Below are 15552 nucleotides of genomic sequence, written 5' to 3' on the forward strand. Positions count from 1 at the left end.
GATGGGGAGAGGGGGAGAGGGGGAGATGGGGAGATGGGGAGAGTGGTTAAAATTTAGGAACAAGTTAAAATAGCAACTAAGCAGCGTTAAATTTCGTCTGCCTATTTAGTGATTTTTCGAGTTTTTCCTAAAATAAAGAAGACCGGGCGGTTGAAACCGCGTCTATACAAACAAAACCTGCCTCCGCAGGTTGAAGAACGTACGGTTGAAATTAGATTATTTTCTTGACACCGCGTGGGCGAAGCCCTTAGACAGACTTTGTTTTTGTACCTGTGTTTTCAACCGCCTTCTTACCTTCTTCCTTCTTCCTTCTTCCTTCTTACCTTCTTACCTTCTTCCTTCTTCCTTCTTCCTTCTTCCTTCTTCCTTCTTCCTTCTTCCTTCTTCCTTCTTCCTTCTTCCTTCTTCCTTCTTCCTTCTTTTAGCACTTATCAATCATGTTAAAAAGTTTGTGGTTGACTTGCCGGCGTACTTGTGGCCGGGGGATTTATCTGTTTCTGTCGGTGATTGTGGCTGCGGGTATCTGCGTGATTTCCCCACAACCGACTCAAGCATTTTCTTTGCCGGAACTGATTTTTCGGGGGATTCAAGTTATTCAATTGTCGAATATGTCCGATCGCCAGGAGTTGACTGTTGGCCAACAAATCAATCAGCAGTTGACGAACAGCGAGTTTAAGCTCGATCGCGATCGGGCTACTACAGCATATATCAACCGCATCGGTCAACGGCTGGCAGAGCAAAGCACACGCCCGAATATTCCTTATACTTTTCAGGTGATTGACGACAACAATATTAATGCTTTTGCGACGATGGGCGGTTTTGTTTATGTAAATAAGGGTTTGATGGCGGCGGCGGATAATGAGGCGGAATTAGCAAGTGTGATCGCCCACGAAATCGGGCATATTAGTGCTCGCCACTCGATTAAACAAATGCGTCAAATGGCGATCGCATCTGGTGTCGCTTCCGCGGCTGGGCTGGATGGTTCTAAGGCGGTGCAGATTGGGGTGGAGTTGGCTTTGCGCCGCCCTCACAGCCGCCAAGCTGAGTATGAGGCGGATCAGTTGGGTTTGCAAACTATGGGGCGATCGGGCTACGCTCAATCTGGGATGGTTGATTTTATGAAAAAGTTGCTCAACCAACCTTCTCCGCCGAGCATTTTGAGCACTCACCCGGCTACTAGCGATCGGATTGCTGCAATCTCCCAGGCTATTGATCCGAATCTGGCTAGCGGTGAGGGTTTGAATAATGCGGATTATAAGCTGGAAATACGTCGGTTGTTGCGAGCTTCGTAGTTTTTGGTAGGGTGTGTTAGCGGTGGGTGAGTTGTGTTGAATTGCGATCGGACTTCAACGCAACTCAACCTACAACTTAATTTAAGCCTCTTGAACAACAGAAATCAACTGAGCTTTCGACTGAGCTTTCGGAAGTGGAATCTGCGGCTTCAATTGTCTAACAACTTCATCAAACGGCAAAATTCGGACTTGATTGTTAAACACATTTACCTGGTAAACTCTGCGGTAATTCAGGTCAAATCCAGTCAGCCAGCCACTTTTGGGATGATAAGCGCCCGTGTCAATATCCAGCCACCCTTGGCCCCTGACTAATTCACCAGGCCTCACACCCTCAAAGGTAAAAGTGATCGTGTGACCGGTAATAATTAATTTATCTGGGAAATACGGTTTCGGTATGGTGTGAAATTCTTTGCGAATCCAGCACAATTGTTCGCTCGACTGTTTGTGAATTGGCATAGTCGGATGCACACCCGCGTGCACCAGCCAGATATCGCCTAAGTCTAAATGCGTTGGGAGCGATCGCAACCATTCTAAGTGTTTGTACGGCATCATCCCTGTATCCTTGTAGCTGGCGACAGTCGCATCGCCACCGCTGTATAGCCAAGATTGCCACGCCCGCAGATCCACTGACGGCCCCGACAAAGCATCTAACATCAGTTGTTCGTGGTTTCCCAGCAAAGTTTGGTAGGGGCTTTGCTCCACAAAATCTAATACCTGAGCGCTTTTCGGCCCGCGATCGATTAAATCTCCCAAAAAATATACGCGATCCTCCGAGCTCGGGGCGAGTGCCTCTAGCAAAAGCATTAAGCCATCGTAATGCCCGTGTACGTCCCCAATAACAATGCGCCGGTGCTCCACTGTGTTTATCCGCTTTTCTGACTCGAAACCTTAATTACTAGCTTATAGCATCTGATTTAGCTGCTATTTCCTCCGATCTTTGGCTGAGGAGGGGTGTCACCCATTATACTGCTTTTATAAAGATTTAGTAAAGTTCTTCCAATTCCGTTTGCGTAGTTACGGATCCCAACACTCGAAAGCTCTTAATTGCGTTTTTGCAACTCCTGTTACTGAGTCAAAGCTGTAGGGTGCGTCAGCTAATGGCTGACGCACCCTACAATACTGTTAATTAAGTGATTGCGAAAAAACAATAGTATCTTGTAGCGGTGGGTTTAGCTAAGAATCACTCCTATACAAGCCAGTTGATCAAGGCAAAACCCGCCCTCCCCATCAGAGCTTTATTTGTACCCACCTATTGAGTCAAAGCTTTGAGGAAAGTCTGCATTTCTGCTAACAAACCTTTCTTTTTTAGCGGTTTTGCAGGTGCGGTGGAATTGGGATCGGCGACTCCCATCCCTTTCGCTAAAATCCTTTCTAAATCGTCTCCCACGGGCTTTTGGGCTGTTTCCGAAATTAATTCGTATTCGTCGTTGATTTCCAGCCAGACTTGCCAGGGTTGCGGGTAACAGCGGAATAAAGCCGCTGTGTCTAGGGGTCTAATGTAGTAGCAAGATTCGATTTTGCTCAGGAATCGATCGCGCAACTGACGGCCTGCATAGCCTATACCTATAGTAGCAACATCTTCGAGGCGCGGGTTGAGCAAGATCACAGGGCGGCCCGCCGCAGCTATGTAAAGTTTTTCGACTTGCGACACCTCTACCGCCGCCGGATTCACCAGCAAAAACATTTCATCTTCCGGTGCGATGTTATCTTCAACAGGAGTGCGGCTGCTGCCCAAATCACTTATTTTAAAAGGTACTTCTCCCCAATCGCGGCGGGCGAGGGCTGCCGCACCAGCATCGGGAAAAAAGACTTTCACCCCGGAATGACTCTCCTCAAATTCTGGTAAGAATTGTTCCGTGATAGACTGTGCTTGCAGGGCGATTTCGGGAAAGACTAATTCGACTTGCAGGAGATTTTTGCCATCCGAGAGGGCGGCGGCGGTTGCTATGCGCGATTGGGCGATCGCATCATTGAGATCATTGGGCAGTTCTGTCATTAATCTTATTATTTGTACTCGACTTTTCTTAATCCAATTTTACCGCATTAAGAACGCTGAGCGTGGAAATCTTAATATTAACAAATAATCAAAATCTTGTGGGTGGCTTTGAGCAGCACCCAGAATATGCAATTCAAATATGCAACAGTTTAAGCGACAAAAGCTAACACCGACACAGGCGAACCGGAACCTCCCAAAAGGCGTAATCTTCCGATCGCCAAAGTGAAGTCAGCCGCAGGTAACAAGTCAAGATTTGCCAGATTTTCCAGCACAATTCGCTGTTTTTGCAATACCAGTTTGTTAACTGCAAAACTTTCATCTTGTCCGGGATCGACTCCGTGAGTGTCAATACCAATTCCGGCAATTAAGCGCTCTTCTAGCAAAAATTGAGTTGCAGCTTGACCAAATCCGGGAAAGTGGCAAATTCCCCGCTCGTCAGGATTGAAAAATGCTGGCTCGTCATCCCATTTTGCTTGCCATCCAGTATACAATAAAACTAGATTTTCCGGTTCTATAAGTTTGTGCTGCTGTTCCCAACTCAATACATCATCTATCGTTAAAGTGTAGTCTGGATTGGCAAGACTTTGCTCGCGAATGTCGATCGCAATTCCCGACAAAACTAGCGACTGTGGCGCATAACTATCAACACTCGCGCCTGCTGGATCGAAGGTATTGGGTGCGTTGATGTGAGTGCCGCTGTGTTCTCCCATTGAGAATTTTCGCAGGAAATAGCCGTTTTTGTCTATTTCAGATACAGTTTCAAATTCTGTCGCTGGATCTCCAGTCCAGATCGGAATATTTGGATGAATTGCATGGCTTAAGTCTATAATGTCGCGGTAGGCGATCGTTTTTAAATTGTTTGAATTAAAGTTGTTTGTCATCGGCAAAAAAGGAAGTAGAAAGGAGTCGGCGGTTTAAGATAAGACGGCGGTTGAAACCGCTACTACACAAACGATGTCCGCCTCCGCGGACTTAAGAAAATAACATAATTTTTACCGCCCGGTCTTTCTTCAACCCGCGGAGGCGGGTTTTGTTTGTGTAGACGCGGTTTCAACCGCCCGGTCTTCTTCAGAATCACCCGACAATACGATCGAGCTCCGCGACCATCACATCCTTTGTTTGCCCGGAAACAGTATACACCAAAGCCTCACGATAAACTCTCCCAGCCGGATGCAACGCACCGTTAGCAGCACCACTAGAAACCACCACCGCAGCGTGCCCGCACCGCACCGCTAAATCAATGGCTTCCGCTCGAAGCGCTAATTGTTCTGCTTTTGAGCTATGTTGAGATTGTAGGAAATGCTGTTTTAGCCGATCGAGCTTCTGCTCTAATTTTTGGCAAGCCGCCGCTATTACAGGTGAATCTTTAGAAGTCGCCGCCGCTGAAATTACATCCAATCCCGCTCGAATACAGCCAAAAGTAGCCGGAACAAAATTCAGGATATTTTTGCTGTCGTTTTCCGCAATCCACCCAACAGGTTTAACCGCAATTATTTCCGATTCATGCAGCAACCAATTATCGAGAGTTGCTGTCACAGTATTAGTCGAGTTCATGGCGATTAACTGCATGATTTCGCTGACAGCTATTTTACCATATTCACGATCGATATTGGCAAAAGGTAGCACACCAAAAACCGCGCGATTGTCTGGAAGTACCGCAGCCACAATAAATTTTTGAAATAAGCCAAAACCTGTAATCCAAGGAACATTCCCCGATAGTAAATAGCCATTTGATGCGGGAGTTGCGGTGACTGCCGGTTTGCCCGATCGCCTTAAATGCGAAAACCCAACACCCAAGCGTAACTCTTTTTGGGCGATCGGGCCCAAGTATCTACTTTTTAGCATTTCATTGTCGCTGCTGGCAATCATCGCAGTTGCGCTGTGGTGCTGAGTTTGCAGGAAAGACAAAGCGCCGGAATATCGAGCCATCAATTCCTGATATTGGTAAAAAAGCTCCGGTGGAATGTCCGCGCCGCCCCATTTTTGGGGAACACGTAACGCTAAGAGCGATCGATTTTCCAATCCAGAAAGTGCTTTTTTTAGTGCTTCCGAGTCCTTATCGATAACTTCTGCGTGGGGTGATATGCACTCTTGCAGGTAAGTTTCTGTGCAGTTGAGAGTATCTTGAAAATCCATTTTTTATAACTTATTTTTGATGACAATTATTGGCTTACAATCATTCTGGGACGGCATTTTGCCCGCCTCACAACCAACTTATTTTTATTTTTGATTATAATTATTGACTTATAATGATTGTGGGACGGGCAAGATGCCCGTCCCAAAACCAACTTATTCCCAAACTTTCCAAGGAGCCTTCCCTTCATCCCAAAGCTCATTTAAATACTTATATTCCCGATAAGTATCCATCGCAAAAAAGAAGCCATCATGACGGTAAGCCATCAACTGTCCCTCTGCCGCCAAACGCTGCATCGGCTCCTGTTCTAAAACACAATCATCCCCACCCAAATACTCAAATACCCGGCGGTTAAATATAATATATCCAACACTAATCCATCCGTCTATTTGAGGTTTTTCAGCAAATTCTCGTACTTGACCTTCACTATCAACATCCAAAATTCCAAAACGCGAAATCGGGCGAAATGTAGTCACAGTTGCCAGCTTACCATGAGACTTGTGAAACTCCATCAATTTCTCAATATTGACATCAGCAACTCCATCACCATATGTCACCATGAAATTCTCGTCATCGATATATTTTTCTATCCGTTTTACCCGCCCTCCCGTCAAGCTTTCTGCGCCAGTGTCAGCCAGCGTTACATGAAAATCTTGTTCGCGATGTTCCTGCTGATAAGTGATGCTATTTTTGCGTCCCAGACATATCGTAAAGTCATTGTTCATGGCTTCATAATTCAAGAAATATTCCTTAATCATGTTCCCGCGATAGCCTAAGCACACAATAAAGTTTTGGAAGCCGTAGTGGGCATAGATTTTCATGATGTGCCAAATAATCGGGCGCCCGCCGACATCAACTAGAGGTTTGGGGCGAAATTCTGTTTCTTCTCTGAGACGAGTACCAAGACCGCCAGCCAGGATGACTACTTGCATTTTTTCAAATTTTTAAAGATAATCAATTAATCTATCATCAATCCTCACTGATTTTTTCAAAGAATTATTAACATTTTTTCATGGTGAAGCTTTGTCAACCACAAACATCACGAACTATTCTCAATTATCGTAGGGTGCGCAATGCGCACCGCCTACTTAAATGCTGCGCGCAATTCATAACTCACTAATGCTAAAGTAGGAAATAGATAAAAAACAGTAGACTACTATACTGAAGATCAGAAACCGCAATGAAAACTCAACTCGATCGCCTAAAACAGTTTTTAGGTATGATATGCGCGATCGTCTCAATAATTATCGTATTCCAATCGGCAATACCTGGTGTTTACGCCACGGTTATTGAGTCGGAAATCTCCACCATACCACAAACCACGGTAGCTTTTGTGCCTAGCATACCGGGCGGCGGATTGGATGTTCACGAAGCCGCAGGAGGACATACTTTAGAGCGACACGTTGGCAAAACAGAAGCACAACTAGGACAGCGACTCGCAAGCGAAACGAAAATTTCTGCCGCATCTTCCTTTACTGACCGTTCCGTCGCGGAAGCGGCCATTGCGGAAGCAATGAACAGAAATCAAAGTGCGATCGACTCCTGGATGAAAAGTCGAGGTAATCGTTATACGATCGACTATAACGGCAACAGAATAATTGGTATTACTTTACGCCGCCGCGCATCCAAAGCAACTTCAACATCTCGCCTGAGAATTGTCCTCCAGCGCAGCGCCAAATTACCTCCCGGATACTTTATTCTCACAGCTTATCCCCAATGATCGATCAATTTCCTAATTTAACCCAATTTTTCAGTTCCTACTTTCACCAAGACTGGCCACTAGAAGCTGAAACTCCCAGCGATGTAGTGAAAAACTACCTAAGCAGCGAACCGCCCGAAAGTATTGAAGCTACATCAGAAGAACTTAGCAAATTGCTAGAAATGCCGATTTCAGAACCAGATTTAGAAACATTCATGCTCGATGAATTAGGCTGTTATTATGACCCAAACTCAGAGAATCAAACAGCCAGAGAATGGTTGGAATCTGTGCAAAAATATTTGAATAATCTCAGCTAAACTCTATAGGTTTTTAGGTACTGGAAAAAATTCACTTTTCGCCGAAGCCAGATCCCCCTAAATCCCCCTTAAGAAGGGGGACTTTGAGAAGAAAGGCTCTTTTCCCCCCTTTTTTAAGGGGGTTAGGGGGGATCTAAGGCTTGATAGTCAACAAGTAACCTTCATGAACATTGAAGTTAGGAATAACATAAGTCAAGCTGTTTCTATCAACCGAAACACTTACTTCTTTAACCGTGACCAGCTTTTTCACAGCCCCTTCTAGATTGTTGGGAATCTTCTCTAATTTTAGACTAACTTTTTGACCCTTTTGAATACCTAGCTGCTGCAAATTCATCAGATTCAACGTAACGGTTGTTGCTGACGAATAATTGCGATCGAAATAACCCAAAAGCACCTGTGCTTTACCTTCAGAATTTGACTTACTGGCTAAAGCTACAAGGCGATCATGATCTGACTTACTTAGCACCCGCGAATTAACTCCATCAGCATAAGCTTTGTAAGTCCACCAAGCAGCCCTCGGCTCAAAAGTATTAGGCGTAACCATCCCACTCAGCGTATTATTGAAGCAATTGCTAACTTTTTTACCGACTGTTGTATCCCAACAAGCTCTGCAAGCACCATCAGCTTTTGCATACTCCAAATTAGACAAATAACCTAAAATTTCCCCCGGTTGATACTGCGCTAATTCTCCAACAATTTCGTTGACATAAATCTTTTGCAACTTCAGTTCCTTGTAAGAAGGACTTTGTTGAAAATTGCGCTTGGCATCGAATACGTGGTCGTCCACAAATAAAATTATGGTATCGTTTAGTTCGTGCCAAGCTAGAAAATTTACTTCTAGTTTGTTCGCTTTACAGTAATCCAAAAAAGCCGCGAGATATTCTTTGTTGTAAGTGCTGATGCTCGGCCCGCCAATCATGGCTGACGGCCCCAATTCTTCCCGCAAGATTTTGTAAGCTCTTTTGTAAGTTTCAAAGAATTGTTCTCTGCTTCCCTTCCAAAACGGATTTACTAAGTCCGGTTCGTTCCAGATATCCCAAATAATTTTTTTGCCCTTATTTTGCTGGGCTAACTGTCGGATGAAGGCTTCCCACGCGGGATAATTTTGATAGGGCCAGCCTTTGGGATTGCTACCATAGCCCCACAAGTCACTGACTAATAGTTGAAATTCGGCTCCGCTGGCGATTACGCGATCGTAAATATCGAGTCTTCCGGCGCGCCACAGCTTCGGCTGCAAGGGCTTGACCAAGCTGTCCGGGGGGTTGCTGGGGTCGATTCCGTGCAGGATGCCGCTCATGGACGTGATGCCGGTGGCTGGTTGTCCAAAATCGACTGTGACGTTCGATCGCATTTGGGCGATCGCATTTGGCTGTCCAAAATACGCGATTAACAGGACAGTTACCACAGCTAAGCAAATTGGCAGCAGTTTATTAATAGGTTTGAACTTGAAGGTGAATTGCATATTGTATGTGGTGGCGAATAGAAAAAGACTTCAATGCAATAAAGGTATGTAGTTGCGCTTGGGCGCTTTTTTCTATATGAAAGAACGCCCAAGCGAAACAACGTACCTCAAATTTTTAGGAATCAAACTCAAAAAGTTCTAACGAACAGACAAAGCAACTTCAAAACCCTGTACTAATTCCATTAATTCTTGCCAAGCTTCGGAATTAATTAACGAACAAGTATCAAGTTGACCACCCTTTTCTGAAGATAAGGCAACAAAATTTGTGATCCAACTCAAGATAGTTTCGCTTGTCAACAATGGCGTGCATTTCCAAGCTGACTGCAACTTGTCAAGCATCCCAGACTGATCTCCGCGATCCCAAGCTTGCCATGCCTGCCATACTAGATAATAGTAATAGAGCATACTGTCAACTTTTTCGATCTGCTTTTGGACTTTGGGGGCGATCCTCTTCGAGGGGTTCGCTAACGCAAATTCATCTTGATTGCCGCTAGCAGACAAGACTTGGGCGACAACTTCTGCGTATTCCAAAACCATCCGTTCTTCCTTAAAAAGCTCTTCTGCCCGCAGTTTACAAGCTTGTCCTGCTAGTCTCCGCAATTCAGGATTTTGGGCCCAGAGTTCTACCGTTGTGGCTAACTCTTGTGCTGTCTGTTGCGAATCAATTGTCGGATCGGCGATTAACTTTCCGGTATCTCCCAACTCTTCAGGAATGCCGCTGACTGCTGTAGCAATTACGGGCAATCCTTTCGCCATTGCTTCCATCACTGCTAGCGGCATTCCCTCTGCTTTGGATGATAAAATAAAGATGTCGCTGGCATCTAACCAATCGGCAATATCCCACCGCTGGCCGATGAATTTAACTTGTTCGGTGACTCCTAATTCGCTGACAGTTGCTCTCAATTCCGGCTCCATATTATCGTGAGTGGTGGAACCTGGGCCGGCCCAAACGAAATATAGCTGGGGCCAAATTGGCAGATTTTTTAGTTTGGCGATCGCCTGCAATTGATACTGATATCCTTTAATTGGAGTCAGTCTCGCCGCCGTGAAACAAACCACAGCCTCTTCGGGGATGCCTTGTTCTTGGCGCAGGCGTTGGCGAGTTGAGAGATTGGGCGGTTCAAAGTAATTGTTCGGCCTGCCGTAATAAATGACTTTTCCCTGTTCCAGAGGCATTTTGAACAAACTCTTGAACAAGTTTAAATTTTCGTGGGAAACAGCGATTGCGGCTTTGGCTAAATTGTACTGATAGGCCACTGCATCGAAATAGGGAACTTGATCTCCGCGGTTGAAATGTTGATAAGTGCGATCGATATAACCGAGAGTAATTACATAAGGTATGTTTTGCTTGATCGCAACTTGTTTCGCCGCAAAATTTGCCATCGGCCAGCCATCGCTAAATATAATTAAATCCGGTTGAGCTTCCGCATAAATTCTTTCAGCATCCGTACAATTGTAGGCAATTCGCAAAAACTCCCTCATTGTATCGAACTCCAGCCAAATATGCTCGATACCTAGCTGCTGCTGTTCGGTAATTAAAGGATTAGAAGCTTTAGTTTGCACGCTAGTAACTCGGTAGCCGTCCGCTGCTAATTTGCAAAGCAGCGAGTGGTTGAACTGCGCCAAACCACCGATTCCGTGGTCTTCTGCGTACAGCAGTACGTGCGGTGCAAGTTTGCGGCCAATTGAACTAGGCGCTGATTTAAATTGATAGATATTGTTGACAGCCTCCGCTACTATGTCTTGCCATTCTTGTAAATTGGTTAAGGCATAGGCATCAAAATTGTTGCTGTATTCTTGCGAAGAAACTCTAAAAGTTTCCAACCATTTAAAAACAGTTTCAGATCCACTATAAGGAGTATAGTACAGAGATTTTCTCAAGCACTCGACCATCTCTGCCAAATATCCGTCGCGATACATTCGCCACGCTATCCACACTAAACACTTGTAACGTTCTGCATTTTTTAATTGGCGTATGCGATCGGGCAAGTCTGGTCTGGCGAAGAAGTTATCCATCACAATTTCCATACTTTTCATAACTTTTTGCCCACCGGACATCAGATTTTGATCATGCTGGCGATAGCAGGTTAATATCTCTTTCAACCAAACACATTTGCAGCCTTTTAAAGTCAAACGCAAAGCAAAATCTAAATCTTCTGTTGGCGGAAAGCGAGGGTCAAAACCGCCCAGACGTTCCCACCACTCGCGTCGCAGCATTATCGCGCTGGGACGCACACTTTTGTACAAGACAAAGGTTTCTAAATTTAAGTTTGGCGAATCTTCCCAAGGCATGGCTGGGTAGATATCTTTTCCGGTTTCATCGACCATTAACCAGCCGTTTTGTACCATCCCTAAAGAGGGGTTAGCTTCAAAACAAGCAATTTGTTTGGCGAGTTTTTCCGGCAGAAAAAAGTCGTCGGCATCTAGAAAAGCTAAAAATTCGCCTTTAGCCAGTTCGCAAGCGCGATTTCGAGCTATTGCAGCTCCTTGATTTTCCTGATAGACATACTGAATCAAATCGCCGTAAGGGTCTAAAACTTGGCGAGTGTTGTCTGTAGAACCATCGTCTATGACAATAATTTCCCAGTTTTTGTAAGTTTGATCTAAAACGCTTTCGACCGCTCTAACAATGTAGCGCTCGCTGTTGTAGGTCGGGATAATGACGCTGACCCGCGTTGTTTTTTTTGGAAGTATGCTAGTCATTAACTGTTGCCATTGTGGTAAGTTTCTTAAAGATTGGGAATCGAGAGTAAGCCCGTAAGCTTTAGAGATAGAATCCAGACGTTTGATCCAATTTATTACAGTTTCTGCGGGAGAATAAGGACTGTAGCTAAAAGATTTTTGGTAAAATTCAACTGCTTCTACTGGATAGCCACTATAGTACAATTGCCACGCCATCCAAGTCAATGCTTCGTAGAAAGCCGGATTTTCTAAATCGCGGATGTGCTGCGGCAAATCAGGACGAGCGAAAAATTGCTGTTTTAAGGTAATAAAAAGATTTGCTTGTTTGAGGGCTTTTTTTATTGATACATTTTGGTCGTGCTGGCGGTAGGATACTGTCACTTGAGGCAGCCAAGCTGCTGCACAACCCAACAGTGCTAAACGTAGGACTAAATCTGAATCGTCTACTGAATCAAATTCTGAATTAAACCCGCTTGCAATTTCTAGCCACTGGCGCGAAAACATCATGGCGCTGGGAAGTACGGGCATTTCTACTATCCAAGTTTCTAAGTCTAATTTGGGGAAATACTCCCAAGGTTTGATATCTGAAATTCTCTCGCCTTGTTTGTTAACTAAACGCCAGCCGCTGTTGACAATTCCTAATGATGGTTGCTGGCGAAACAGCGCTATTTGTGCTGCTAATTTATCTGGCAAAAAGAAGTCATCTTGATCTAAAAATGCTATGAATTCGCCTTTTGCTTCCTGAATTCCTCGGTTGCGGGCGGCTGCTACTCCTTGATTTTCCTGATAAATGTAGCGAATTCTGTCAAAATAAGGCTGCAATACCTGATGTGTCTCATCTGTCGAACCGTCGTCTACAACAATAATTTCCCAATCTGTAAAGGTTTGGCTTAGGCCGCTTTCTACGGCTTGCACGATGTAGCGATCGCCATTGTATGCTGGTATAATTACGCTGACTTGCGGTGTCTGAGTCGCTGCTGACATTATTTACCTCGCTGTTAAGTAGAAGGAAGAAGGAAGAAGGAAGAAGGAAGAGGGAAGAAGACATATACAGCAAGCTTGAGCGCGAGTCGTATTTTGCGTTTTATGCGTGGATTTACTTAACCTGTTGCTATCTTAGTTTAATCGAAATTGGTTTTTCCTTAACTTTTATGCAAATTAACTTAAAGTTCGATCGCACAAATGGTCATGCAGGCGATACGGTATTTACAGCTAAGCAGATGTCTGTGCATGAGTTAAAACTTAGACAAGTTTTGCTCTACAATCATACATGGAATTATTACTAAACAGGAACGCAAAAAGTGAATTCAGAAATAGTAGCACTAGATTCTCAACAACAGGCAGAAATATATTTAGCTTTAGGGCAGTTGGATCGGGCGATCGCACTTTGCCACCAAATTCTCGCATCCCACCCCGATTCCGCCGAGACTTGCAAAACCCTAGGAAAGGCGCTGCAAGCTCAGGGTAAGCTAGAAGACGCGCGGTATTGGTATAAAGTTGCGATCGCCCAAAAACCCGATTTTGCCGAAGCTTTTGCTAACCTCGGCACAGTCTGCGCTAGTTTGCAACAGTGGCAAGAGGCGATCGACTGTTACCAAAAAGCGATCGCCCTGCAACCAGACTTTGCAGGATTTTACCGCAATTTGAGCCGAATATTTACCGAAGTCGGTCAAGCTGAGCAAGCAGCCGACTGTTGGTATCAAGCACTCAGCGTGGAACCGATCGAAATACCGGAAGAATATCTAGATTTGGGCAATACTTTGTTGGCACAAAACAAGCCAGAAAAAGCCCTAGTTTGTTACCACCGCACTATTTATTTAAACTCTAGTTGTTGTGAGGCTTACTGCAAATTGGCAGAAGCTGCTAGCGCGCTGAAACAGTGGGACGAAGCTATTGTTAACTACCGCAAAGCTATTAAGCTTCAACCGGATATTTCCGATTTTTATTACAAATTAGGCAATGTTTTGCAAGCCAAGGGACTATGGAACGAAGCCGATGCTGCCTACCGCGAAAGTATTGAATTGAATCCAAATTCTTTTTGGTCTTACAACAATTTAGGCGAAGTTCTAATGAAGTTAGAGCAATGGCAAGAAGCTGTCATTATCTACCGCACGGCTGTGGAAATTAACCCAGATTTTTCTTGGTCTTACTATAGCATCGGCGAAGCTTGGAGCAAATTAGAAAAATGGTCGGAGTCCGCCGCAGCATACCAGCGCGCTGTTGACTTAGACCCAAATTTTTCGGGTTCTTGTCACAAGTTGGGAGATGCGCTTTTTCAATTAGAAAAATGGTCGGAAGCTGCCGCAGCCTACCAGCGGGCGATCGCCCTTAATTCCGATTTTTTTTGGTCTCATTATAACTTAGCATTAACTTTAGCTAAACTCCAGGATTGGTTGGCAGCAATCTTTGCCTACCAGCGGGCGATCGAACTCAATCCAGATTTTTCTTGGACTTACCACAATTTAGGAGAACCGCTGTTAAAAACCCAGCAGTGGAAAGCAGCAGCTACCGCTTATCAGCGTGCTATTGAACTCAACCCCAATTTTTCTTGGTCTTATTACAATTTAGGCGATGCTTTGACTGAGATCCACAACTGGAATGAGGCTGTTTCTGCTTACCTTTGTGCGCTACAAATCGAGCCAGATCTCCCGAAGATTTACACCAAGTTAGGCGATGCTCTCATCAAAAGAGTTCCGGCAGATTTAGACGCCGCAACCAGTTACTATCACCACGAATTGCCACCACTGCACGCTCCTGAATTTTACTGCGAAATCGCCCAAAAGTTTGCCGAGAGCGATCGCCTAGATGAAGCTACAGTCTTGTACTTGATGGCGTTAGAAATTCGGCCGCAAGATGCCGCAATATCCGGGAAATTAGCGGAAATTTTGCAGAAAAAGGACTCGGCGGGCGATCGCACTATATTATCAGAGTTGGAGAATGACGATATTCGCGATCGCTACATTGCCCGAGTCGTCAAAAATCAGACTTTTGCAGAAGTCGGCGGATTGTGGGGCACCGTCAACGAAAAAGTATCTGTAGCTAGCAAATACGGTGCAGTTTCTCTGACAATGATTGATGCCGCGCCCGCATCCATAAAGATTTGGGATGATTTTCGCGATCGCATGGCAAGTTTAAATATTGCTAATTATAATTGTATCAGTCAAGATATAACTCACATTCAGCTTGCAGAAATTGGCGAGCCTTACGATGTAGTTCATTGTGCAGGAGTTTTCTACCATCACCCCCATCCTTTGCAAATTTTAACCGGCTTGCGTCAAATAACAGGGCAGTATTTAATCTTAACTTCAGCAATTACCCAAGAACTTATAGAAAACGAACGAGGACGCTACGAAATTCCAGCTTCTGGAGTAATCTTCATTCCCGCTTTAGGCGAAGCAGAACGAGCTATCTTAGCAGCTTACTGGCAGCAGTATACCTACGGCACACCAATTCTCGGAGTAATTGAAAAAGCCGTTTTTGATATCAACGACTTTGGGCCGTGGTGGTGGCTGCCTACAGCTTCTGCTTTAGAATCTATGTGCAAAGTAGCTGGATTTAAGGTTTTAGATAAAGGATTGACTTGGTACAATAACGCTCTGACTCTACTGCTGGGGGTTTAAGGATTGTTCATTCAGTTGACAGTTGACAGTTGACAGTTGACAAAAGAACTCCGAGGATTGGAGTAATGAATAGTCTGATTTTAATTTCTCCCTACAAGTGTGGAGGCTTTAAACCAATTCTTTCAAGTAAACGAACAATAACAAAAATTGTGGACAAACCAATGGTTATAAACCCTGTTTTTGAGCATATTTATAGTTCTATCTCCCCAATATTTTTACTATGAACCACCTCTTTTGTGTAATTCAAAAATAAAAGATAGCAACCGTATCAGACGGTTAGGAATTGCTTAATTACCGAAAATCTTGATTGTTTCCGACTTATCAGTGGAGGATAACTAAGCCTTATTGCA

13 protein-coding genes are annotated in these 15552 nt (G+C 44.5%); 5 read left to right on the plus strand and 8 right to left on the minus strand.

Annotated features, from left to right (window positions below; all coding sequences use genetic code 11):
- Positions 1 to 290 precede the first annotated feature (290 nt).
- Complete coding sequence (locus K4039_RS21265) at positions 291 to 428, minus strand: hypothetical protein (RefSeq protein WP_265238261.1); 138 nt, start codon at positions 426 to 428, stop codon at positions 291 to 293.
- Positions 429 to 437: 9 nt separating this feature from the next.
- Here K4039_RS21265 and K4039_RS21270 point away from each other — a divergent pair, with 9 nt between their 5' ends.
- Positions 438 to 1292 carry a M48 family metallopeptidase gene (locus tag K4039_RS21270; RefSeq protein ID WP_265238263.1) on the plus strand — a complete coding sequence of 285 codons (855 nt, stop codon included), beginning with the start codon at positions 438 to 440 and terminating at the stop codon, positions 1290 to 1292.
- An 81-nt stretch (positions 1293 to 1373) separates the two neighbouring features.
- Here the strand turns inward: K4039_RS21270 and K4039_RS21275 are convergent, their stop codons facing one another.
- From K4039_RS21275 to rfbF, 5 genes are all read right to left on the minus strand, one after another.
- The gene (locus K4039_RS21275; protein ID WP_265238264.1) at positions 1374 to 2150 is read right to left on the minus strand and encodes a metallophosphoesterase family protein; all 777 of its coding nucleotides are present in this window, start codon (positions 2148 to 2150) and stop codon (positions 1374 to 1376) included.
- 391 nt (positions 2151 to 2541) lie between these two features.
- Complete coding sequence (locus K4039_RS21280) at positions 2542 to 3288, minus strand: DUF1995 family protein (RefSeq protein WP_265238266.1); 747 nt, start codon at positions 3286 to 3288, stop codon at positions 2542 to 2544.
- A 149-nt stretch (positions 3289 to 3437) separates the two neighbouring features.
- Positions 3438 to 4169, minus strand: coding sequence for a cyclase family protein (locus K4039_RS21285; protein ID WP_265238268.1), 732 nt, complete (start codon positions 4167 to 4169; stop codon positions 3438 to 3440).
- A 193-nt stretch (positions 4170 to 4362) separates the two neighbouring features.
- Complete coding sequence (locus K4039_RS21290) at positions 4363 to 5424, minus strand: acyl-CoA dehydrogenase family protein (RefSeq protein WP_265238270.1); 1062 nt, start codon at positions 5422 to 5424, stop codon at positions 4363 to 4365.
- A 153-nt stretch (positions 5425 to 5577) separates the two neighbouring features.
- The gene (rfbF, locus tag K4039_RS21295) at positions 5578 to 6354 is read right to left on the minus strand and encodes a glucose-1-phosphate cytidylyltransferase (protein WP_265238272.1); all 777 of its coding nucleotides are present in this window, start codon (positions 6352 to 6354) and stop codon (positions 5578 to 5580) included.
- A 248-nt stretch (positions 6355 to 6602) separates the two neighbouring features.
- Here rfbF and K4039_RS21300 point away from each other — a divergent pair, with 248 nt between their 5' ends.
- Together K4039_RS21300 and K4039_RS21305 are read left to right on the plus strand one after the other, a co-directional pair.
- Positions 6603 to 7142 carry an RNase A-like domain-containing protein gene (locus K4039_RS21300; protein WP_265238274.1) on the plus strand — a complete coding sequence of 180 codons (540 nt, stop codon included), beginning with the start codon at positions 6603 to 6605 and terminating at the stop codon, positions 7140 to 7142.
- Entirely contained in the window at positions 7139 to 7438 is a 300-nt protein-coding gene (locus K4039_RS21305; protein ID WP_265238275.1) for a contact-dependent growth inhibition system immunity protein, read from the plus strand. Before K4039_RS21300 ends, K4039_RS21305 begins: the two co-directional genes overlap by 4 nt.
- Positions 7439 to 7571: 133 nt before the next feature.
- Here the strand turns inward: K4039_RS21305 and K4039_RS21310 are convergent, their stop codons facing one another.
- Both K4039_RS21310 and K4039_RS21315 read right to left on the minus strand, forming a co-directional pair.
- Positions 7572 to 8900 (minus strand): beta-xylosidase, encoded by a 1329-nt coding sequence (locus K4039_RS21310; RefSeq protein ID WP_265238277.1) that lies wholly within the window; start codon positions 8898 to 8900, stop codon positions 7572 to 7574.
- Positions 8901 to 9038: 138 nt separating this feature from the next.
- Positions 9039 to 12566: a glycosyltransferase gene (locus tag K4039_RS21315; RefSeq protein WP_265238279.1), complete on the minus strand. Its 3528-nt coding sequence runs from the start codon at positions 12564 to 12566 to the stop codon at positions 9039 to 9041.
- On the opposite strand from K4039_RS21315, the gene K4039_RS21320 reads away from it, so the two are divergent.
- Together K4039_RS21320 and K4039_RS21325 are read left to right on the plus strand one after the other, a co-directional pair.
- Positions 12545 to 12868 (plus strand): hypothetical protein, encoded by a 324-nt coding sequence (locus K4039_RS21320; RefSeq protein ID WP_265238281.1) that lies wholly within the window; start codon positions 12545 to 12547, stop codon positions 12866 to 12868. The two genes, K4039_RS21315 and K4039_RS21320, sit on opposite strands and share 22 nt — an antisense overlap.
- A 15-nt stretch (positions 12869 to 12883) precedes the next feature.
- Positions 12884 to 15202, plus strand: a complete 2319-nt coding sequence (locus K4039_RS21325; protein WP_265238283.1) for a class I SAM-dependent methyltransferase — start codon at positions 12884 to 12886, stop codon at positions 15200 to 15202.
- Positions 15203 to 15552 lie beyond the last annotated feature (350 nt).

The sequence above is a fragment of the Lyngbya sp. CCAP 1446/10 genome (assembly GCF_026130175.1).
GTDB lineage: Bacteria > Cyanobacteriota > Cyanobacteriia > Cyanobacteriales > Microcoleaceae > Microcoleus.